The 19,729-nt window shown below is 68.2% G+C and carries 15 protein-coding genes and 2 pseudogenes; 8 read left to right on the top strand and 9 right to left on the bottom strand.

What is annotated here, in order from left to right; translation table 11 throughout:
- The first annotated feature begins 969 nt into the window (after positions 1–969).
- Positions 970–3,375: a hypothetical protein gene (locus OHB49_RS42620; protein ID WP_329166934.1), complete on the top strand. Its 2,406-nt coding sequence runs from the start codon at positions 970–972 to the stop codon at positions 3,373–3,375.
- Between the two features lie 353 nt (positions 3,376–3,728).
- On the opposite strand, the gene OHB49_RS42625 is transcribed toward OHB49_RS42620, so the two are convergent.
- Positions 3,729–4,316 (bottom strand): hypothetical protein, encoded by a 588-nt coding sequence (locus OHB49_RS42625; protein WP_329166935.1) that lies wholly within the window; start codon positions 4,314–4,316, stop codon positions 3,729–3,731.
- 600 nt (positions 4,317–4,916) lie between these two features.
- On the opposite strand from OHB49_RS42625, the gene OHB49_RS42630 reads away from it, so the two are divergent.
- The gene (locus OHB49_RS42630) at positions 4,917–6,002 is read left to right on the top strand and encodes a YncE family protein (RefSeq protein ID WP_329166936.1); all 1,086 of its coding nucleotides are present in this window, start codon (positions 4,917–4,919) and stop codon (positions 6,000–6,002) included.
- Positions 6,003–6,413: 411 nt separating this feature from the next.
- On the opposite strand, the gene OHB49_RS42635 is transcribed toward OHB49_RS42630, so the two are convergent.
- Positions 6,414–6,872 carry a hypothetical protein gene (locus OHB49_RS42635; RefSeq protein ID WP_329166937.1) on the bottom strand — a complete coding sequence of 153 codons (459 nt, stop codon included), beginning with the start codon at positions 6,870–6,872 and terminating at the stop codon, positions 6,414–6,416.
- 359 nt (positions 6,873–7,231) lie between these two features.
- On the opposite strand from OHB49_RS42635, the gene OHB49_RS42640 reads away from it, so the two are divergent.
- The 4 genes from OHB49_RS42640 (at position 7,232) to OHB49_RS42655 (ending at position 11,312) form a co-directional block, all read left to right on the top strand.
- Positions 7,232–7,576 carry a hypothetical protein gene (locus OHB49_RS42640; protein ID WP_329166938.1) on the top strand — a complete coding sequence of 115 codons (345 nt, stop codon included), beginning with the start codon at positions 7,232–7,234 and terminating at the stop codon, positions 7,574–7,576.
- Positions 7,573–8,799: an integrase gene (locus tag OHB49_RS42645; protein WP_329166939.1), complete on the top strand. Its 1,227-nt coding sequence runs from the start codon at positions 7,573–7,575 to the stop codon at positions 8,797–8,799. The genes OHB49_RS42640 and OHB49_RS42645 overlap by 4 nt, the downstream gene beginning before the upstream one ends.
- Positions 8,800–10,039: 1,240 nt before the next feature.
- On the top strand, positions 10,040–10,678 hold the full coding sequence (locus OHB49_RS42650; RefSeq protein WP_329166940.1) for a hypothetical protein: 639 nt from the start codon (positions 10,040–10,042) through the stop codon (positions 10,676–10,678).
- Between the two features lie 202 nt (positions 10,679–10,880).
- Positions 10,881–11,312 carry a DUF6083 domain-containing protein gene (locus OHB49_RS42655; protein WP_329166941.1) on the top strand — a complete coding sequence of 144 codons (432 nt, stop codon included), beginning with the start codon at positions 10,881–10,883 and terminating at the stop codon, positions 11,310–11,312.
- 512 nt (positions 11,313–11,824) lie between these two features.
- Here the strand turns inward: OHB49_RS42655 and OHB49_RS42660 are convergent.
- Both OHB49_RS42660 and OHB49_RS42665 read right to left on the bottom strand, forming a co-directional pair.
- Positions 11,825–13,174, bottom strand: a complete 1,350-nt coding sequence (locus tag OHB49_RS42660) for an IS630 family transposase (protein WP_329163976.1) — start codon at positions 13,172–13,174, stop codon at positions 11,825–11,827.
- A 45-nt stretch (positions 13,175–13,219) separates the two neighbouring features.
- A complete protein-coding gene (locus OHB49_RS42665) occupies positions 13,220–14,341 on the bottom strand; it encodes an IS630 family transposase (RefSeq protein ID WP_329166942.1) in 1,122 nt (373 codons plus the stop codon).
- Between the two features lie 40 nt (positions 14,342–14,381).
- Between OHB49_RS42665 and OHB49_RS42670 the strand changes: the two genes are divergently transcribed.
- Entirely contained in the window at positions 14,382–14,588 is a 207-nt protein-coding gene (locus OHB49_RS42670; RefSeq protein WP_329166943.1) for a hypothetical protein, read from the top strand.
- Between the two features lie 845 nt (positions 14,589–15,433).
- Here OHB49_RS42670 and OHB49_RS42675 read toward each other — a convergent pair.
- Both OHB49_RS42675 and OHB49_RS42680 read right to left on the bottom strand, forming a co-directional pair.
- The gene (locus tag OHB49_RS42675; RefSeq protein WP_329166944.1) at positions 15,434–15,637 is read right to left on the bottom strand and encodes a hypothetical protein; all 204 of its coding nucleotides are present in this window, start codon (positions 15,635–15,637) and stop codon (positions 15,434–15,436) included.
- Positions 15,638–16,147: 510 nt separating this feature from the next.
- Positions 16,148–16,318, bottom strand: a complete 171-nt coding sequence (locus OHB49_RS42680) for a hypothetical protein (protein ID WP_329166945.1) — start codon at positions 16,316–16,318, stop codon at positions 16,148–16,150.
- A 149-nt stretch (positions 16,319–16,467) separates the two neighbouring features.
- Between OHB49_RS42680 and OHB49_RS42685 the strand changes: the two are divergent.
- Positions 16,468–17,647 (top strand): annotated as a pseudogene (locus tag OHB49_RS42685) (ISL3 family transposase); the annotation flags it as partial.
- A gap of 50 nt (positions 17,648–17,697) precedes the next feature.
- Here OHB49_RS42685 and OHB49_RS42690 read toward each other — a convergent pair.
- The 3 genes and pseudogenes from OHB49_RS42690 to OHB49_RS42700 form a co-directional block, all read right to left on the bottom strand.
- Positions 17,698–17,957: pseudogene (locus tag OHB49_RS42690) on the bottom strand (transposase); the annotation flags it as partial.
- Between the two features lie 230 nt (positions 17,958–18,187).
- Positions 18,188–18,877, bottom strand: a complete 690-nt coding sequence (locus tag OHB49_RS42695) for an LPXTG cell wall anchor domain-containing protein (RefSeq protein ID WP_329166946.1) — start codon at positions 18,875–18,877, stop codon at positions 18,188–18,190.
- Positions 18,878–19,519: 642 nt separating this feature from the next.
- Positions 19,520–19,663: a hypothetical protein gene (locus OHB49_RS42700; RefSeq protein ID WP_329166947.1), complete on the bottom strand. Its 144-nt coding sequence runs from the start codon at positions 19,661–19,663 to the stop codon at positions 19,520–19,522.
- Positions 19,664–19,729 lie beyond the last annotated feature (66 nt).

Below are 19,729 nucleotides of genomic sequence, written 5' to 3' on the forward strand. Positions count from 1 at the left end.
GAGCCCACAAGCTGATCCGCGCCCCGATCGCCTCTTGACACCGTCAGGCTTCCCCACCGGCCCCGCCTCCTCAGCGACCTTCTCCCCTCGCAGCCGCCGCGTGCGAACGGCGACCTGCGGAAACGTGATCACTCCGGGGGCTTTCGCAGAACTCTCACAGAAAGTCATTTCTGCGAGTGACCTACCGTCAGCAGCGCGTCACGCACCCGCTACACCAGCCGCCTCGGCGGCCGCGAGGAACATCAGAACGAAAACCGGCGCTAAGCACCAAGATCAATCTCAGCGGCAACCACGGTTCCATTGATCCCCGAGGCCAGAGACAGCCGGGCTGCTGCCGGCCGAGCGCACCGACTCCGGCTACCGGATCAGCGGCGGAGCTGACGGCCTGCGTCGATGGGCCAGGACAACGCTGATCGGAACCGACCTCTACTGGCGGTCCTCGACGCGGCTACGACGTTGGCACGCCTCGGTCACCTGGCTGGCACGAGTGCTCTGCTCGTAGCAATGGGGGCACGACGGCGTGGCCAGCGGCACGGGGCCGCTGTTGCTGGCGGGCCTTGATTCGCCGGAGGAGGACCATACCGCGTGGGGCGACATTGTTGCCCGTCGTTGGTTGCGGGACACGTCGTCGCTCCCGGTCCGACGGTACGCGTGGCGTGACGGGAGCAGTCGCTGTCCCAGCTCGACCGACACGGCGGGTGCGCACCGGGTCGTCAACAACCCGTTCGGACTCCACAGCCGCTCATCAACATCGCATCAACGGCGCCTGCCCGGCCTGGTCGATCGGCTTACATGAATTCTCTCCCCGACGGCAACGGCAGAGGACGGCGATGTATACCCCAAAGCGTTCCCGCTTCCGGCGGAAGGTTCACCGGCACCGGGACAGCGCGGTGCGGAACATGGTGATCGGTGGTGCCGCCGCCGATGCCGTTGCTGGTCTGGCCGTCCGCTCTACTGGTCGGAAGCTCAATGAGCGCGATCGATGACCTCCACAACGCCGTGCCGGACAGCTGGTTGGGCGCGGTCGGCCCAAGCGGCAGCGGTGCGCGCGGCGGGAACACCTTGACCAGCTGGGCTCCGGAGACGTCCGCGATGGGACAGGAGACGGAGCTAGCGATCCCCAGTGCTCCGGCGGGCGCGGAACCGGCCGCCGACCACCGGGCCGCGTTGTCCCCGGCCTCCAGTGCGGAGCTGGCCCCGCTCCTCGACGCCACCGCAGGAAACGCGGCGCGCGCCGGAGCGCCGGAACCGCCTGCAGGCCCAGCGGTGGCGTCCATCGCGCTGGAACGAGAACTGCGTGCGGTGCTACCGCCGCACGACGGGACGGCGCGGGACTGCGTAATCCGGCTCGACGCCCTGCGCCGGCACTTCCACGGCAGTGCGCTCGCGACCCGCGACGACATCGCTGTCGGATCGCCCCGGCCTGAACTCGAACCCGCCATGGCCGTCGGTGGCGTGTGGCGCCCGGTGCGCGGCTCGATCTCCAGTGTCGTCCGGCAAGTGCGCGAGCTCGGCCCTGGCGCGATGGCGTTCGTGCTGACCAAACCCCCCGGCGGCGAACCCCACGGGATCGCGCTGCGCAACCACGGCGGAATCCCGCTGTGGTTGGAAACCCAAGCTCCTCCGGGCTCCCGGGTGCGGACCGTACCGCCACCACTGGTCGACGCCCGGGTGCTCGTGGTCGCCCCGACAGGCCGGGCTGTAGCGCCGACCGCAGGACCGTCCGGGTCCGTGGACGGCATTCTGCACCCCAACACCGGCTCCAGCTACGGGTGGCATTTCACGCGTGCGTTCGGGAACGGTGGCCGCGCGCGCTCCGCGGCGCCCGCGCCGTCCGAGCCGTCCGCGGCGCCTGCGCCGCTCGGCTCAATCTTCTCCTCCCCAGGGCAGGCTGTCCGCGCCAAGGGGCCGGACGGACGGCCGATCACCGTGGCACTGCGCGATATCGTCTGCCAGGTCTTGCCCGGCACCGGGCACGGCGTCGCGTTCACCCCAGACAACAGCTTCCGGCTCACCGGCCGCTACCACATCGCGATCAAGACGCTGCCCGGCGAGACCGTGCACGACGCCCGCGGGCGCACCCGCCGCCCCAAACCGCAACTTCGGCTCGGCGGGGACTTCCACGTGCACGCCGAGGGAACTCGCGGCGGGTTTGCGGTGCCGCTGCGCAACGGCACCTGGGCCACCCTCGAACCGCCCGAATTCGCGACCGTGCTCTCCCGCATCGAACGGCTGCGGACACTGGTTCACGCGAAACCTGACCTCAACGTCGTGCTGCTCTCCTCCGGCGACCACGACGCGAAGGACACCGCGCGCGGACTGTTCAAGGAGGGGATCAACGTGTCCATGCTCAGCAACAACGGCACGGTCTCCCAGCTCCCCGATGGCCGCTTCGGCGTCGCCGACAACCGAGGCTGGAGCACCTACAAGCCCAGCGCCCGGCTCTGGGACTGGTGGAAGCCGCAGCACCACCGGCTCGGCGTCTACTCCGACGGCAACATCAACAACATCACCTTCTTCGAGAGGCACCTGCCGACGGCCCCGTACATCCCCGACGCCGATCCCGACGCCGAAGTCCCGCTGCGAGGCAGGAACAAACGTGGCGACGTAATCGACTTCTTCCCGCACGAGGTCGCACGCATCGGCCTGACGAGTACGAGCACCGGGCGCGAACGCATCAACGGCCTCGACCTCACCGCTGACCACGAGGAACTGGTCCCGGACATGGCGGGCAACCTCGACCAGATGACCCACGTCGTCCGGACCTTCCCCGGCGAAAAAGCCCGCGCCATCCGCCGCACCGAATTGGACAAGCTGCGCAATCACGACCCGAACCGCCGGCTCGTGGAAGTACCGTGGCAACCAGTAGAGCTCGCCACCACCGACCCGAGGTCCGGGCGGCCCAGGAACGTCCGCGTCGGCCCCAACGCGATCATCGCGCATGGCCACTCGCGTGCCGTCCGGATCACGATCGAGCGTGGCGCCAACGAGAGGCACCTCAGCATCAGCGGCGACACCCTCGTCGGCCTGCTGGTACAGCTGCCGGAGTTCCAGCAAATGTACGCCGACAACCCGCACAGCCCCTTCCTCCTGCTCATCTGCGGCACCGCTGAGGACGGCGCGCCGGTGCTCGAAGGGGCGGTGAAAGCAGCTCGGTACCTGACGTTTCCCAACACCTTCATCGGCGCGGGCAGCGACATCGTCGTGTACAAGCAGACGAGCGGGCCGCTGCTGTCAGTGATGGACAACGCGGGATTCACGATTAGCTCCCGCATCCACGGCCACGAGGTCAAGAAGACCCACGCCCGCTACCGCGAATCGGAGTCGGCTGGGGACACCGGCCTCGGGGAACATCAGTACAGAGGTTATCGATGAGAACGATCATGTTCCGGTCAGCGCGAGTGTGCTGACATGGTTCTCGTACTCGGGGTTGAGGAACATCGGAACGAAAACCGGCGCTAAGAGACCTGACCGAAGCCGTTCGGGGTGTGCTCTCGCCTCCTCCAACGCGCTGGACGCGCCTGCGCCTCCACGTGCATCGGATGGTTGCGGAAGTAAGGGATTGAAGCGGCAGCGCCCGCACGAGTCCAGCGAGCCCAACACCTGAGCGTCATTCACAGCCCCTTGGCGGCTGATGTCTGAGCTAGGACTGTGGGCCTGGTAGTTCAGAGAAGGCGTGTGAGGGTCGTCAGGCACCTACGGGAGTCGCCCAATGGCGTCCTGGGGGCTCAGCCGTCGGTCTTGGGGGGGAACTTTTCTCTCACTTTCACGTCGATCAGCGCGTGCGTAAGCCGGTAGAAGCTGGGGTCTCCGTCGACCAGGAGCGTGTACGTGATTGCCTCTCCTGCCCCCAGGCGGCCGGGGCTGATACTCATTCCGTGGTCGTCCAAGCCGCCAGGTCTCAGGCCCAAGGCGCCGGGCGGCTCTGCCGCCATCGAGACCAGCTCCACGACCGGAAGGCCAAGGACGATGCGCAAGGGATCGCCCTGGTCGAACTGGGCGCTGGAGATGTCGCGGCGGCCGGTGTTCTCCAGGCGCAGGCTCACCAGGCGCGGATTGTGCAGCTCACGCTCTCCAAGGCGGATGTGCAGCACGTTGGCCGAGACGTTGCGCTGATGACGCTGGACCAGGGAGGAGGAGCTGAAGGAGTACACCAGGCGGCGCTTGGGGAAGGCGGCGCGGCGCGTGGCATACACCCCGGCGGCTCCGACGCCGGCACCGACGACGACGCCAGCAGCTGCCCAGAACGTCTCGGAGGACCAGAAGGGACCGGAGGCGGCCACAACGTCTGTCGCGGCGGCGAGAGTTGGGGTCATGCGGGTGATCTAAGCAGACGTGGCAGGGCTGCCCTGGTGTACGTGCGGTGAGTATCGGACCCCACTCGGTCAATCGGGGCACAGCGTCCGAGTCGCGTCGCCGACAACCGGAACATCAACTTCTTAGTTCGGAGAAGGCATGTAGGGCAAGTGGCCGTTTTCGCACATGCCTTACGGGTATCCGAGGGATCGTCAGGCACGTACGGCATGTGCGTAAGCGTTGTGGGTGCGCCACCTTGCGCCGGATCAACGAATTCTTGAGCGATCCCCCCTGCCGAGCGATTGTCGGCGGATGCCCCTCCCGGCCCGTCGTGCTCACCGTGCCTGGGTCCAGTCGCCCGCCTCCGCGCCCCGGATCCCCCGGTTCAGTCGCGGCACCGGACCGGGTGCGGTCTCGGTGGGGCGCACGAACGTCCAGGCGACCGCCCCGGCCCATGGTCGGGGCGGTCGCGCGTCCCCGCCATACTGAATATGGCGAACCGTCATAATGTGTCCCATTCTGTCAGCTCGGTCGGGAGGATTGCTGTGACTATCTGTCAAACCGTGAGCGGGGTGGGCGCGCAGGGGGCCCTCCCGTCGTCGGCGCCGCCTGGTCTTCGAGTGCGTCGCTCGTGGTGGGGTGGGTTGCTGCGGGCGCTGGTGGCAGGTCTCGTGCTAGTGGCCGGCCTGGCCCTGCCCATGGTGGCCCCGCAGCCCGCCCAGGCCGTGCCGCCCGGCACCTACGCCTACGTCGCCAACTTCCTCGATGGCACGGTGTCGGTGATCAACACAGCGACGAACACGGTGGTGGTCACGGTTCCCGTCGGCGATGCGCCGTGGGGAGTGGCGGTGTCGCCGGACGGCACCCGCGCCTACGTCACTAACCGCGCCGATGGCACGGTGTCCGTGATTAACACCGCGACCGACACGGTCGTCGCCACCGTCCCCGTCGGCCTTGAGCCCCTGGGGGTGGCGGTGTCGCCGGACGGCACCCGCGCCTACGTCACCAACTTCAGCGCCAACACGGTGTCCGTGATCAAAACGAACACGAACACGGTCGTCGCCACCATCCCCGTCGGCGATGCTCCCATCGGGGTGGCGGTGTCGCCGAACGGCACCCGCGCCTACGTCACCAATTCCGACGACGACACGGTGTCCGTGATCAAGACGAACACGAACACGGTCGTCGCCACCATCCCCGTCGGCGACTTCCCGTTCGGGGTGGCGGTGTCGCCGAACGGCACCCGCGCCTACATCACCAATTCCGACGCCAACACGGTGTCCGTGATCAAAACGAACACGAACACGGTCGTCGTCACCATCCCCGTCGGCGATGTGCCCCAGGGGGTGGCGGTGTCGCGGGACGGCGCCCGCGCCTACGTCATCAACGCCGACGACGACACGGTGTCGGTGATCAAGACGAACACGAACACGGTCGTCGCCACCATCCTCGTCGGCGATGCGCCTCGAGAGGTGGCGGTGTCGCCGGACGGCACCCGCGCCTACGTCACCGACGCCAACGACGACACGGTGTCCGTGATCAACACCGCCACCAACACCGTCGTGGCCACCGTCCCCGTCGACGACCTCCCGTTCGGGGTGGCGATCGGAGTCGTGCCCTGCCCAGGCCACGGCAAGCCGGGTCACGGAAAGCCAGGCCACGACCGGCCCAACCACGGCCACCGCCACCGCCCTGGCCCCCGGTAACCGAACACCGGCATGACGAACGCCCCGGCGCCGGCCGCCCACCCTCGGACCACCGACGCCAGGGCATCCCGTGACCACGCAACCCCACACCACGGCCCGCCGCCCAAAGCCTCCGCCGACCCTCCGCACCCGACCGGACCACCGATCAGACCGCGCTACGTGACTCACTTGCCTGAACGGCCGAACTCGCGCTGACCTGCACGTTCTCTTGACAACCCCAGATAATGGCCGCTGGGGTTTCTGGACTTTCTGGACCGCTCCACGCGGGCCCGCGCGGGAGATTCGGTGCTTCCGTTTGCTAGCAAGCAAGCTTGTCAGCTGGCTCGCTCGTCAGGCCCGCGGAGCGAGTGGCAGGGCCGCCCCGGCGTCTCCGGCCAGGGCGGCCCTTTGTCCTTCGATCCGGCGCCCGGGCTACCTCTTGACGTGCGCGGCGTCCACGCTGTCGTCGATGCGGAGCCGGATGCCGGTGGTCTGGCCGGCCTCGGCGTCCGGATCGAGCAGGGCCACGAACTCGGCGAGCTTGTTGTAGAGCCTGCCGCAGCGTGCGGAGGCCGCGACGTCGTCCTCCTTCGCCCCCTCGTGCAGCGTGCTCAGGAGCTGGGTGAGGTTGTGGCCGGAGAGGAGCACCTCCTGCATCCCGCTGCGGGTGAGGCCTTCGGAGACCTTCTTGATCCGTCCCTCCGGCAGGTTCGGGTCAACGGTGAACCGCCGCGCCTCAATGATGTCCGGGCAGTAAGGCACCCCGAGAAGCGCTTCGGTGCTCTGGGTCCAGGCCGGCTTCCACTGGCCGAATGCGCGGACGGCCATGAAGGTCCATGTGTCCTCGTGACAGGTCAGGGTCAAGTACGAGACGCCGGTGACCGCCCTCATGTTCTGGTTGTGCACGGCCAGGTCGGCGGTGTTCGTCGCGATCGCCTTCTGCCGCGCCGCCCGGCTCGCGCCAGCGCTTCTCCTGCTCCCACTGCTCCTGCTCGATCTGCCGCTTCGCGGACTGGTTGGCCCGGTACTCCTCGCGCCACGTCTTGAACACGTACCCTCCCCGATTCGCTACCGAAAGTGAGAAGACTATGACGATGCGTGTCCGGCGCTCGGCAGTGCGCATCTGGCCGGTCCCCCGTCCGCGAAGCGCGGACGGGGGTGGTCGTGTCGGATAACCTCTCCCTGTCCGACGCGACAAACCCGGACATGACAGCGGGTCAGAGCGGCCCGGCAGGAGGGGATCCACCGGTATGGCGCACGGCATCACCGAGGACGACGACGCGACCGCGCGCGCGTTCATCGCGTACTACCTCCACGACGTCACCGCGAGCGCCGCCGAGGACGGCCACCCCGCCCTCATCAAGGCCGCGGCCGCCGAACGCACCGCGTGGGAGGAGCACGGCCGCCTGGAGGGAAGGACCCCGATGCTCATCAACCGCTGGGCCCTGCAGAACGCGGTCAGGACCGGACAGGACGCCGTCGCCGGACGAGCCGCCCACGCCGACTTCGAGCGGGCCAAGGCCGACCAGAGGGCCGTGGCCCGCTGGCTAGCCGCCCACGGCTACCGCGCCGCGGCGCACCCGGGCCATGCGTGAGCGCCCTCGAGGCGGACACCGCGGTGGTGCCCGCTCCGGCGGCCGCCGACGAGCGCCAGGTGCTCGTGGAGCGGTGGGCCCAGCGGCACGGCATCGACGCTGCCCAGCGCCTCGCCGAGTCAGAGGACCTCGCCGACGCGGTCGCCGCCGAGCTCACCCCGGACAACACCCTCGACACCTACGCGAAGTCCTGGCGGGTGTGGGAACGGTTCTGCGCCGCCACCGGCCTGCCCCCCTCCGAGGGCGACCGCGGCTCCCTGGTCGCGTTCGTGACCTGGATGCTGCGCGAGGGCCAGCACAACGGGCGCGGCTACGCCCCCAGTTCCGCCGGCACCCACCTGGCGGCCACGGTCGTCGGCCTGCACGAGCGCGTGGCCACGGTCAGCAGCGACGACGAGAGCGAGGCCCGCAAGGCGCTGGAGGGCCTGGCGGTGAAGCTGCTCCAGGCCGGGGAACGGCGCGGCCGCGGCCAGGCGGTCAGCGCCGACATCGACGGCCTGTACGCGATCGCCCGCTCCTGCCCCGACACCCTCACCGGCGCCCGGGACAAGGCCCTGGTCCTCACCGGCTTCCACTACGCCTCGCGCTCCCAGGACCCCGCCGGACTACTGACCGGCGACGTCACCCTGCACCCGCGCGGCCTGGTCATCGCGGTGCTCACCGGCAAGACCAAGCACTCGGTGCGCAACGCGAAACTCGCCTACGCCCAGGACCCGGAGGTCTGCCCGGTGCGGGCCTGGACCGCCTACCGCACCCGGCTGGTCACCGGGCACGGCGAGCAGTGGGCCGACCCGTCGACCCCGGCGTTCGTCGGCATCGACCGGCACGGCCACATCACCGGCGGAATGGTCCCCGACAGCGTCACCCGCCCCGTCAAACGGATCTCGAAGCGCGCCGAGGTCCCGATCCACCGGACCGGCCACTCGCTGCGCATCGGACTCGCTTCCGCCGCCCTCAAGCGCGGGCGCGACGGCATCGTCATCGCCGACCAGGGCGGCTGGGCCCGCCACTCCCGCTCCATGCTCGCCTACATGCAGCGCGAGGGCGGCTGGGACGACAACGCCTCCACGGCCTCACCTGACCAACGAAACGGGAAGGGCCCCGATCTATCGGTGCGGGAGCCTTCTTTCAAGTCTTACCGGCAGAATCTCCGGCGGGTTATCGGCCGATCATCTTGTGCAGCACTCCCACCCCTGCGCCGCTGGCTGACAGGCCGGCGATGACGGAGAGAGAAGCGTTGGCCGTGCCGAGGAAGGTGAGCGCTCCGACGACGAGGCCGATGAGCGCGGCCGATACGAAGACCAAGGCCGCATGAGCGTTGATCAGCGGATCGTAGTCGGGTGGACTCTGTCGAGCACGTGATCGAACCCTTAAGTCCTGCGGACGCTGTCGTACCCCTGAGGTACTTTGAGAGTCAGTCAACGGTTCTCCCATCTCTTCATGGCGGTGGAGCCCGACGGCGATGAGAGGGAGACCTCGGGCTGCGGCGGCCTCGACAGCGATGCCGCATTTCGGGTCTCCCTTCGTCGTTTCGAAGGGCGTCGGTCGACGCCTTGAATTTACGGCACCGGACTGACAGCCGAGGGGAACTCCCGAGTACCGTCACGCGTTCCAGGGCCAGTTGGACAGGTGTCTACCGTCAAGCGAACGCATTATGCGAAACGACACCGACAAACACGACGCCCGATCAGGTCGGCGCAGGTCAGGGCGCGCGTCGCGGTCATCGAGCTGATGCATCGGCATCGACCACGCCTGGAAATGGGTGTGAGCGATGGCACATTGAGAGCTCGGCTATGTAGTCCACGTCGGCCGTCATCTTGTCGTCCTCCTTGTTCAGCTCCTCGATCTCCCGCAGTGGCACGACCACGAAGGAACTTGCAGGTCAACTGCACGTCCTCGCAGATGGGCTCCTGGCCATTGCGCGAGCGTGTAGTCGCCTTGGACGTCCGCAGGCCCTGCATTCCCAGGAGGTGAGGATCTGCACTCACCCCTTCGCGAGGCGCACTCGTTGGTCAGCATGATCAGAGGGTGCGACGAGTCGAAGGTGATCGGGTCATCCAAAGGCCGGACGGCGCCGGCCGGTCCGGCCAGTTTGCCCGTCCAGCCAGGAGCGTACGGCTTCGTCCAAGGCATCCTGGATCTCGATGTCCTGGGTCACCTTGGGACCGCTCCCCCACTGGATCTCCGACCGGTTGGGCATCCGGAACTTCTGAACAGCGGGTTCGATGGCGGGCGGCAGGTCGACGCTTGTCGTCCGCAGCGGTCACGTCGTTCACGACGGACCCGGGGCCGATCAGGTACCTGCCGCTCCGGCCCGGCGGTGGGCCCTCACCACTGGGCACCCTTCCTGGACGCCCGCAGCAGCATCGCGAGAGTCGCGCGGGCGGCGTTCGGGAACCGGTCGGTTGTTGCATACGCGATCCGATTCGCTGATCTCGGCTGACGCCCACCACAATCACGCCCATGCCTGACTGGATGCCCTCGTGGGGCACGACCGCGCTGATCTCGATCGTGACGTCCCTGCTCACCCTCATAGTCAGCGGGCGTTACATCTCGCCCCTGCTCGAAGTCCGCAACCGGCGCTTCCAGACGAAGATGCAGGCTCGCGAGAAGTTCCAGGCCCACATGCTGACCGTCCTGTCCGCGGCTACCCGACTGCTCGCCGCACCCATCCCGGCCGAGTCGACCGACACGGTCCGCGCCGCGCTACGGGAGGATCGCGCCCGCTGGCGTGCCCAGATCGACGAGGCGACCCGGTACCTCACCGACCACTTCGAGCAGATCGCCTTTGCCTACGCCGGGTCGCAGATCCCTGAACTGGCCGTGCGGTACTCGGGCAACGCTCGCATGGTCTGGATCTCGGACCGGAGCGAGGACCGCAAGCTGAACGCCCTTCGGGACATCACCCAGCACTGCCATGCGCTGTTCTTCGACAGCCCCCTGTACGCCCCGCAGCGGGCTCGCTCCTGGCGGGAGCTGGAACGGCTGCTGGACGAGCTGGAAGCCCCCGACGCCCCGAACACCGGGCAAGCGGCGGCAACGGTTGACGGTCGTTGGTTGGCGACTCATGTCGTGCCGCCAGGGCACGTCCCGCTGCGGTAGCCGCTCCTCCGTGATCAACGCTCCTAACGGAGCGCACGGGGCAGCTCAGGTGATGGTGCCGGTTCGGCCTGCCCCTGCGGAACTGTCGCGCCGCCACAAGCCCCGTGTGACGCCTTTCGACGCACCGTGCAGATTCTCCCTCCCCCGGCACGGCCGGATCGCGCCCTACCCGTACTGACGGACCGTCCGGACCCTGGTGAGCATGGGGGACACCGAGAACACCGCCGACCGCCCGGACCGCCCCGACAACGCGCTGCAGGCCGCCCTCGAGGGCGCGACCGCCCCACCACCACCCGCACCACCAGAATGCCCGCACTGCGCACTGCCCCAGAACCGCTACCCCACCCTCTATGACGGGCACTGGGTACTCCTCGAGCCGAGGATCTTCGTCCCCGCCCACACCGTTCCCCCGCGCCGGCGATGGGTCCTCACCCTGGACGGGACCGCTATGAACCTGTGGGACGCCGAGCCCTTGCCCGGAACCCAGTGCCGGATCGCACACCGCATGGTCTGCCCCTACCTCGAACCCGAAGACCCCCCGTTGTGGGCCACCGCGCTCCGCAACGAAAACGAACGAAAGGCGCAACGCCTGTTCAACCTGCCCGAGGACTGGAACCTCCCAGACACCGGCTGACCTCCGCGGATCATCCCGGTACGGTGATCAACGGCAGGGCTTTGCCCCGCCTCATGTGCCCCGGATCAGCGCTCTGGCCCGGGGCACAGCCGTGTCCCCCCGGTCTGTCGGTGGCCACTGCAACCCTGACCGGAAACGCCCGGCCGGTGCCTCCTCCCCGTCGGGGCCATCTGCCCTGCTCCCCGAAGTCCCCCAGTTCCACGACGTCGCCGTCAGGCAGAGCAGGCAACGCCTCCCGGTCCAGCTCGTACAGGTCGTCCAACACGCCGGCCGTGTCGCGCCGCGCTGCGACAGTAAGAGCAACGAGGTGGAGCGTCCCAGCGATACGGCGCACCCAGATGTGTCGAGCACCGGCTGCTCAGCGTCACCGAGAGGCCGCGCTGGGCGACATCACCGCCTCCACCCTGCGCGCCTACATCTCGCGCAGTTCGAGCGACGTGCCGATGCCCCGACGAAGGCGGGCAAGGCATCAGCAGCCTTCCAGCTAGTGTGATGCGCCAGAAAAGCCGGTCTTAAGTCTGCTGCTGGTTTTCGGTGCTGGGTGGGCTGATTTTGGTGAGGTAGTCGGCGAGGGACTTGAGGATCTCGTCGGCGGTCTTGGTCCAGGTGAACGGCTTCGGGTTCTCGTTCCAGGTGTCGATCCAGGCGGTGATGTCCTTCTCCAGGGCTTTCACGGAGGTGTGGACGCCGCGGCGGATGAGTTTGTCGGTCAGCAGGCCGAACCACCGCTCGACCTGGTTCATCCAGGAAGAGCCGGTCGGGGTGAAGTGGACGTGGAAGCGGGGGTGTTTACCCAGCCACGTCTTGATCTCGGCGGTGTTGTGGGTGGCGTAATTGTCACAGACCAGGTGGACGTCGAGTCCGGTGGGCACGGCCTTGTCGATCCGGATCAGGAACTTCTTGAACTCGATGGCGCGGTGGCGGCGGTGCAGTTCCGATATGACGGTGCCGTCGGCGATGTTGAAGGCGGCGAACAGGCTGGTGATCCCGTGCCGGTAGTAGTCGTGGGTGCGGCGTTCGGGCATGCCCGGCATCATCGGCAGTACCGGCTGCGAGCGGTCCAGTGCCTGAATCTGGCTCTTTTCATCGACGCAGAGAACCACCGCCTTCTCCGGCGGATGGTGGTAGAGGCCGACGACGTCGACGACCTTGGCGACGAACTGCGGGTCGGTGGACAGTTTGAAGGAGTCCTGCAGGTGGGGCTTGAGGTCGAACTTCTTCCAGATCCGCCCGACGGTCGATTTCGACAGCCCACTGTGCTTCGCCATCGAGGCACGCGACCAGTGCGTGTCCTTGCCCGGGACGGACTCCAGAGTCGCCACAAGTACGTCCTCGACCTGGTCGAGCAGGACCGAGGGCGGCCTGCCGGGGCGGGGCTCGTCCGTCAGTCCGTCCAGACGCAGGGTGATGAACCTGGAGCGCCAGCGGTTCACCGTCGCATGGGCGATGCCGAGTTCGGCCGCGACCTCCTTGTTCGTCCCGCCCTCCGCACACCGCAGCACGATCTTCGCGCGCAGTGCCAGGAACTGCGCGGTCTTCGCCCGCCGCGCCCAGCGCGTCAGCTCCGCCCGCTCGGCTTCGCTGAGCACCAGGTCCGGCTTGCGCCGACCCGGCCGCGTCTCATCCGCCAGACCCGCCAGCCCCCGGGCCACGAACCGCGAACGCCACTTGCGCACCGTCTCCACGGACACCCCACAGTCCGCCGCCGCACCGGTATTTGACGCCCCGTCCGCACAGGCCAGGATGATCCGCGCGCGCTCCGCCACACGGGCCGGCACCCCGCCACCCGCCCAGCGCAGCAGCTCCGCACGCTCCTCAGCGGACAGCACGACTTCGACAGCACGAGGGCCTCGATGCGACATAAAAACAGCCTACAGACTTAAGACCGGCTTTTCTGGCGCATCACACTAGTGTCCTGCGCCGGAGATCCGTCGGCAGAAGCGGGCGAGGGAGTCGAGGATCTCTTCGGCGGTCTTGGTCCAGATGAAGGGCTTGGGGTCTTCGTTCCAGTCCTTGACCCAGGCTCGGATATCGGCTTCCAGGGCCTGGATGTTCTTGTGTGCGCCACGACGGATCATCTGGTGGGCCAGGTAGCCGAACCACCGCTCGACCTGGTTGATCCACGAGGAGCCGGTCGGGGTGAAGTGCAGCTCGAACCGCGGGTGTTTGGCCAGCCAGGCTCTGATCGCGGGAGTCTTGTGAGTGCCGTAATTGTCCACGATCAGGTGGACCTGCAGGTGCGCGGGCACCTCCTTGTCGATCCGGACCAGGAACTTCTTGAACTCCACAGCCCGGTGCCGGCGGTGCAGGGCCGTGATGACTTCCCCCGTGGCGACATCGAACGCGGCAAACAGTGTGGTCAGGCCGTTGCGCACATAGTCGTGGGTACGCCGCTCGGGCATACCCGGCATCATCGGCAGCACCGGCTGAGACCGGTCCAGAGCCTGGATCTGCGACTTCTCGTCCACCGACAGCACCACCGCGCCCTCGGGCGGGTTGAAGTAAAGACCCACGACGTCGTAGACCTTCTCCACGAACAACGGGTCCGTCGACAGCTTGAAGGTGTCCGCCAGATGCGGCTTGAGCTGGAACTGCCGCCAGATCCTGCCCACGGTCGACTTCGACAGGCCGCTGTGCCGGGCCATTGACGTCCGCGACCAGTGGGTGGCGTTCTTCGGCAGTTGTTCCAGCGTGGTGACCACCACCGCTTCCACCTGATCGACGCTGATGGTGGGCGGCCGGCCCGGCCGCGGCTCGTCCACCAGCCCGTCCAGCCGCTCAGCGAGAAAGCGTCGCCGCCATTTGCGGACCGTGTCCGCGGCCACCCGCAGATCCCGGGCGACCGCGACAATCGGCGGCACCTCCGGCCCCGCACACGCCAGCACAATCCGCGCCCGCAACGCCAGCGCCTGAGCCGACGTCGCCCGACGCGTCCACCGCTCCAACTCCGCCCGCTCCTCCACGGACAGCAACAGCGGTTCCAGCTTCGGGCCTCGACGAGGAACTGACGCACCAGCAGTAGAAGTCACATAGCAACTAACGATCAACTACTGGCGCAGGACACTAGGCGTGCAGGCCCTCGCGCAGTACATCGCACGGGAGGGCGCAGGGAAGCCGGTACCCCGAGGTCACAGCGAAGAGATCACGGTCGACGGCGAGGCCGAATCGGTGTCGGTCCGGCTTGGCGCATTTATGAGCAACACCACGGTGAGGCGGGACGAGCTCACCGAACCCCAGCGCGCCGCCCTCGCGGAGCTGGGGGTGGAGTGGGCGTGACACCGGTTTAAGGTCCTGTCCGGGCTTCGCGGGACAGGACCTGATCCAACGTTCTTGGTATTCAGCCCGTCCCGTCGTCGATCAGTCCGTAAGCCGGCTGCGTCTCGTCTCTCGTGCAGCGGACGATCACACGGTCCTCGATCAGGTCGGGGGCTCCACATGCGGTGCGTAGCCCGCTGAGCGTCTCTGGGGACGATGTCGCCGAGGCCAGCCATAACGGCGGGGGTGTTGCGGGAACAGATGGTGCAGTCGGCCTCGCCGAAGACGACGTCCCTGGGGACGACATCGGGCGCTGGCTCGCCACCCAGCAGCGGGACCGGGGCCAGCACAACGACGCGCAGCGGCTGGTCGAGCTGGGCGCGAAACGGCCGTACGGCCCCGCAAGGAGCCCGCGACGGCCGGCCCGACGGCCCCCCGGGCCGGGCAAAGGACTCTGCGGCCTTCAAGAAGGGCTCGAAGGCCCTGGCGCAGTACACCGAGAGGAGGACTCGATGCCCGGCCGGCGCCACATCGAGGTCCTCCCCGACGTTACGGAGCACCGCACCGACTGTCGACCGGCAACGCCACAACCGCTACCTGAAGCAGGCCCTGGCGGTCGGTGCGCGCCTCGACGACGTCGCGCCCGGGGTGACGCGGCACGGGGACGGCATCGGACGCGGGCTCGCACGGCAGGTACGGGACTGGGCGCGTGAAACCGGCTGTCCGGCCCCAGAAGACCGCAGCGCGAACCAATGACCGGCGGAACTCCGGCGCTTTACCGGACACCGCTCACCACAGCCCATGAACGACCAGCCACCAGCAGACGAGCCGGCACAGGGATGCAACCTGGTGCGCCCACCGAACGCTTACCACCCGGACGCAGAGACTCCGCCCACGAGCTGACCCATGACACCCAGGAGCTCCCGGCCGAACGGGACGAGCAGCTCTACCAACGCCAGCATGATGACAACGGTCAGCTTCTCATCGAACCGGCTTCGAGCCCCCGCCCGACGGCGCAACCACAGGAACACGACAACAGCGAGCAGCATCGCCACATTGATCGCCAGCACCCAACCCCCCTTTATCGCACAAGAGCGCTATCCGTCCCCTTGTGTAGCGCGAGCCAAGCAACCGGGTAACCCGGATACCGATCATTGGCCGCAAAAACGCGCCCCCGGCCGGAACGCACGGCCAGTCACCGGCCAACCTGATCGACCGTCTCTGGTGACCGATCGTGGTGAGTTCCAGACCAGCAGAACCCCGGCGCCGCACCGCACACCACTGACCACGCCCATGACCGACCTGACACCGGCACAAGAGCCGGCTGCAGACCAATCAGGTGACGAACACGCCGCCCTCGCGCGTCACCGCCCGGGCACCCTACCCGGCACAGAGAGTGAAGCAGCAGCGCCCAGGCCGACCCTGGCGCCAACCCCTGAAGGTCCCGGAACGGCGCCTCGACACCGCCCTCCCGGGAGCCACGGCACCCACGACCGGCAGGAGGGCAACCTTCGCCAGCTGCACCGCCGACCGGCCGTGGGTTTCTCAGCCGGCCTGCGAGATGCCCTGCACGAGCTGGGTCAGGACGCCCAGAATTCCCTGACCGAAGTCTGTCGGGCAATCAGCACCCCGAAGGCCAGCATGATGACCCCGGTGAACTTCTCGTCCAGTCGGCTTCTGGTCTGTACCCGACAGCGCAGCCGCAGAACGATAATGACAGCGAGCAGTACCGCCACGTTCATCGTCAGCACCCGGCCAGTCCTCCAGTCACAGGCAAGCTCCACCCTCGACCCTCTGGTGTAGCCCGAACCGGTGTTGCGAGTTGGGGGCTGTCCAATCAACGGGTCTGGCCCGTAGTCGGTGGTGACGCCGAGTAGCCATCCGCGATCGTGATCTCGTGATGGATGTCAACTCCCTTGTCGGAACGGTGCTTTCCGGGCTGTCGGTGCTCGTCGTCGAGGACGTGGTGGACGGTGGTGACGCCGTGGTCGTCACGGCCCGCACGCGGGATGTGGCGGTGCCGTGTCCGGCATGCCGTACGCCGACGGCGAGGGTGCACGGGTATCACCGCCGGACGGTGACGGACGTGCCGGTCGACGGCCGCCCGGTCGTCGACCGCCTGCGGGTACGGCGGCTGGTCTGTCCAGCCCTGGACTGCCGGAGACAGACCTTCCGCGAGCAGATTTCCGGACTGCTGGAGCGCCATCAGCGCCGCACGGTGCGGCTTGCCCGGCAGATATCCCAGGAGGCACGGGAGTCATGCGGCCGGGCGGCCGCACGCCTCGCTGGTCTCATGGCGTGCCCGTTCCCCGCAGCACCGCTCTGCGCCATCTGCGGCGCCTGCCGCTGCCGCAGCAGGCGGTCCCACGGGTGATCGGCGTGGACGATTTCGCCCCGCGCCGCCGCTACGCCACGATCATCACGGATGCCGAAACCAGCAGACGCGTCGAAGTCCTGCCCGACCGCGAGACGGCCACCCTCGAGTCCTGGCTGCGCGAACATCCTGGCGTCGAGGTCGTGTGCCGGGACGGTTCGGCCACCTACGCCGAGGCCGTCCGCCGCCCCCTGCCCGACGCGGTGCAGGTCAGCGACCGATGGCACCTATGGCGAAATCTCTGCGACAAAACCCTGCTCGAGATCCGCGCGCACGCCACCTGCTGGGCCACCATCAACCCGCGCCGCCCCGGCGAAGTACGCGAACAGAGCACCCGCGAAGCTGGAACAAGATCTACGAGCTCCTCGGTCAAGGCATCGGCCTCCTCGACTGCTCCCGCCGCCTCAACCTGGCCCTGAACACCGTCAAACGCTACGCCCGCATGCCCGAACCCCAGGCCCTGCCGATCGCTCCGGCCTACCGGCCCACCCTCGTCGACCCCTACCGCGAGCACCTGCGCCGACGCCGTGCCGAGGAAACGGATGTCCCGGTCACCCATCTCCTCGAAGAGATCCGGGAGTTGGGCAACACCGGCAGCGCGAACCTCCTGGTCCGCTACCTCAACCAGAGCCGCGCCGAAGGTGACCGCCCCGTCACCACCGCGCGCCACGCATCCCGCCTCCTGCTCACCGACCCCGAAATCCTGACCGACTACGCGCCAGACCCCAATCAAGGGTGTGACTGGGGTTGTTGAGGTTACTGGCGGGCCACTGGATACCGACCGTCGAAGGCGATATCGAAGGCATTCAGAGCGGTCTTCCAACGGCTGGTCCAGCGGGCTCGTCCCTTGCCTGTGGGGTCCAGCGACATGATCGCCATATAGACGCATTTCAGTGCGGCCTGCTCGTTGGGGAAGTGGCCTCGGGCCTTGACCACCCGGCGGATCTCGGTGTCGAACCGAAGGAACGGCGTGAACTCCTCCCAGGCGTTCCCCAGAGCCTGACGACCGCCGGATGTGCAGAGAGCTACGGCCCCTTCACAACTGGTCGCAGGAGGCACGGTAAGGCCGGCGCGACGCGCGACCGCGGTGCCGAGCCCGGCCCGCTGGTGTCTCGCGCACTGCTGCTGACGGTGAATGGCTGACAGCCGGCCTGCGCAGCACCGGCCAGCCCTTGCCCACACACGGCGGTGCCCCCGTATCCGTCACCCGGACGAACACGAGGGCACCCGTCAAACCCCGCAGACGTCAGCTGCGGGAGGGCTTACGACGGCGCAGCATCAGGTAGCCGCCCGCGGCCACCATGGCCGCCGCGGCGCCCGACAGCAGGCCCACCGGAGCGCTGCTACCGGTCTCGGCCAGATCGCCACCGCCCTGCGGGGACGGGGAGGCGACTGCCGACGGGGCCGCCCCGTCCTCGCCCGCACTCGGCGCGGCGGTCGCGCTGGCCGAGCCCGAGGGCGAGGACGTTGCCGGCGAGGAGGGCGACGCGGGGGCGGACGGTGTCGTATCGCCATCACCGCCTTCGGAGCCCTTGCAGTCCGTCCAGAACACCTTGTGCTTGGCAGCCCCCTTCTCCCCGTCAAAGTTCCAGAACAGCTTGTAGTGCCCGTCGGGCAGCGACAGGTCCGCGGTGCGCCCGTGGCCCTCGGCATCCAGGCTGATGGCCCCGGACTTGACGGTCTCGCCCTTGGTGGCGGCGGTCGGCGCCCAGGCTTCGATGTGCCAGTCGACCTGCTGGACCGCGTCGAAGCCGAAGGCGTCGAGGTAGAACGTGCACACGTGCGGTTCGTTACGGTGCAGCTCCTCGCCTGTCCTGACGTCGTGGATCTTCACCGTCCCGTTGTCACCAGGAGCGGAGGAGTGCGCGGCCGGTGCGAGGAGCAGCACGGCCGAAACGCCGGCGGCAAGCACACCGGCGCGGGTGAAAGTGTGCATGGTAGGTCCAACTTCTGGATGCGAACGGGGAGTTGTCAAGGAAACGGCTCAGTATCAAGCCCGACCCGACGACGGGTCAAGCACGAACAGACAACGACAGCGCCTCTTCACACCGGCGCTGACGGGGTCAGCTTCACTGGACCGCAGAACAAAGTTCACGTGGGTGAAAGTGAGTCCCGGTTCCCCTCGACTGTCGTGATGAGATCGTCACCGACAACAAACAGTCGCCCCTGAAGCTCCCGGAACGGCGCCTCGATACCGCCCTCCCGGGAACCACGGCATCCACGACCGGCAGGCGGGCAACCTTCCGCCAGCCGCACCGCCGACCGGCCCCGTATGGCGCAGGAACCGCACCACCCGCCCCTCCTGGAGGTTCTCGCTGCCGCGATGTCCCCCGCCCCGCCGTTGGGCGCCTGTCTCACGGGCCGACTCCGCCAACCGGTGCGCCGCGTTCCGGCCCAGCCCCGGAACCACGGGGCCGCCGGCAGGCCGCACGTCCATCCTCGGACCATACCCCTCCAGCCCACCCGCCACCGCAGCGAAATCGTCACCGCGGCCAGACCGGCGTTCATGTGGGCAATCTCCACCCCACAAATCACCCCGGCCGCAAGGTGAGAGGCAGCGGCGCGGCGAATACCCCGCTCAGCCGGCCCGTGGCTGCCCGTGGACGATGCGGGCCGCCTCCAGCACCTGCCGCCACGAGGTGACCTCAGGGCGGCGGCGCAGCAGCGCCCGGCGGAGCGCGACGGTCACCGCGGCGATAGGCGCGTACGCCGTCCCCGTCACTGGCCTTCCCGCGTACAGCCCGTATCTGAAGCTGGCTGGGTCGTTGATCCAGGGGTATCTCGGGCG

The sequence above is a fragment of the Streptomyces sp. NBC_01717 genome, from assembly GCF_036248255.1.
In the GTDB taxonomy this organism is placed as follows: Bacteria; Actinomycetota; Actinomycetes; order Streptomycetales; family Streptomycetaceae; genus Streptomyces.

Bases quoted from the DNA above. Each gene is read 5' to 3' on its own strand.
- OHB49_RS42620 (WP_329166934.1), top strand. From the start codon at position 970: ATGAGCGCGATCGATGACCTCCACAACGCCGTGCCGGACAGCTGGTTG.
- OHB49_RS42625 (WP_329166935.1), bottom strand. From the start codon at position 4,316: ATGACCCCAACTCTCGCCGCCGCGACAGACGTTGTGGCCGCCTCCGGT.
- OHB49_RS42635 (WP_329166937.1), bottom strand. From the start codon at position 6,872: ATGAGGGCGGTCACCGGCGTCTCGTACTTGACCCTGACCTGTCACGAG.
- OHB49_RS42640 (WP_329166938.1), top strand. From the start codon at position 7,232: ATGGCGCACGGCATCACCGAGGACGACGACGCGACCGCGCGCGCGTTC.
- OHB49_RS42650 (WP_329166940.1), top strand. From the start codon at position 10,040: ATGCCTGACTGGATGCCCTCGTGGGGCACGACCGCGCTGATCTCGATC.
- OHB49_RS42655 (WP_329166941.1), top strand. From the start codon at position 10,881: ATGGGGGACACCGAGAACACCGCCGACCGCCCGGACCGCCCCGACAAC.
- OHB49_RS42660 (WP_329163976.1), bottom strand. From the start codon at position 13,174: ATGTCGCATCGAGGCCCTCGTGCTGTCGAAGTCGTGCTGTCCGCTGAG.
- OHB49_RS42695 (WP_329166946.1), bottom strand. From the start codon at position 18,877: ATGCACACTTTCACCCGCGCCGGTGTGCTTGCCGCCGGCGTTTCGGCC.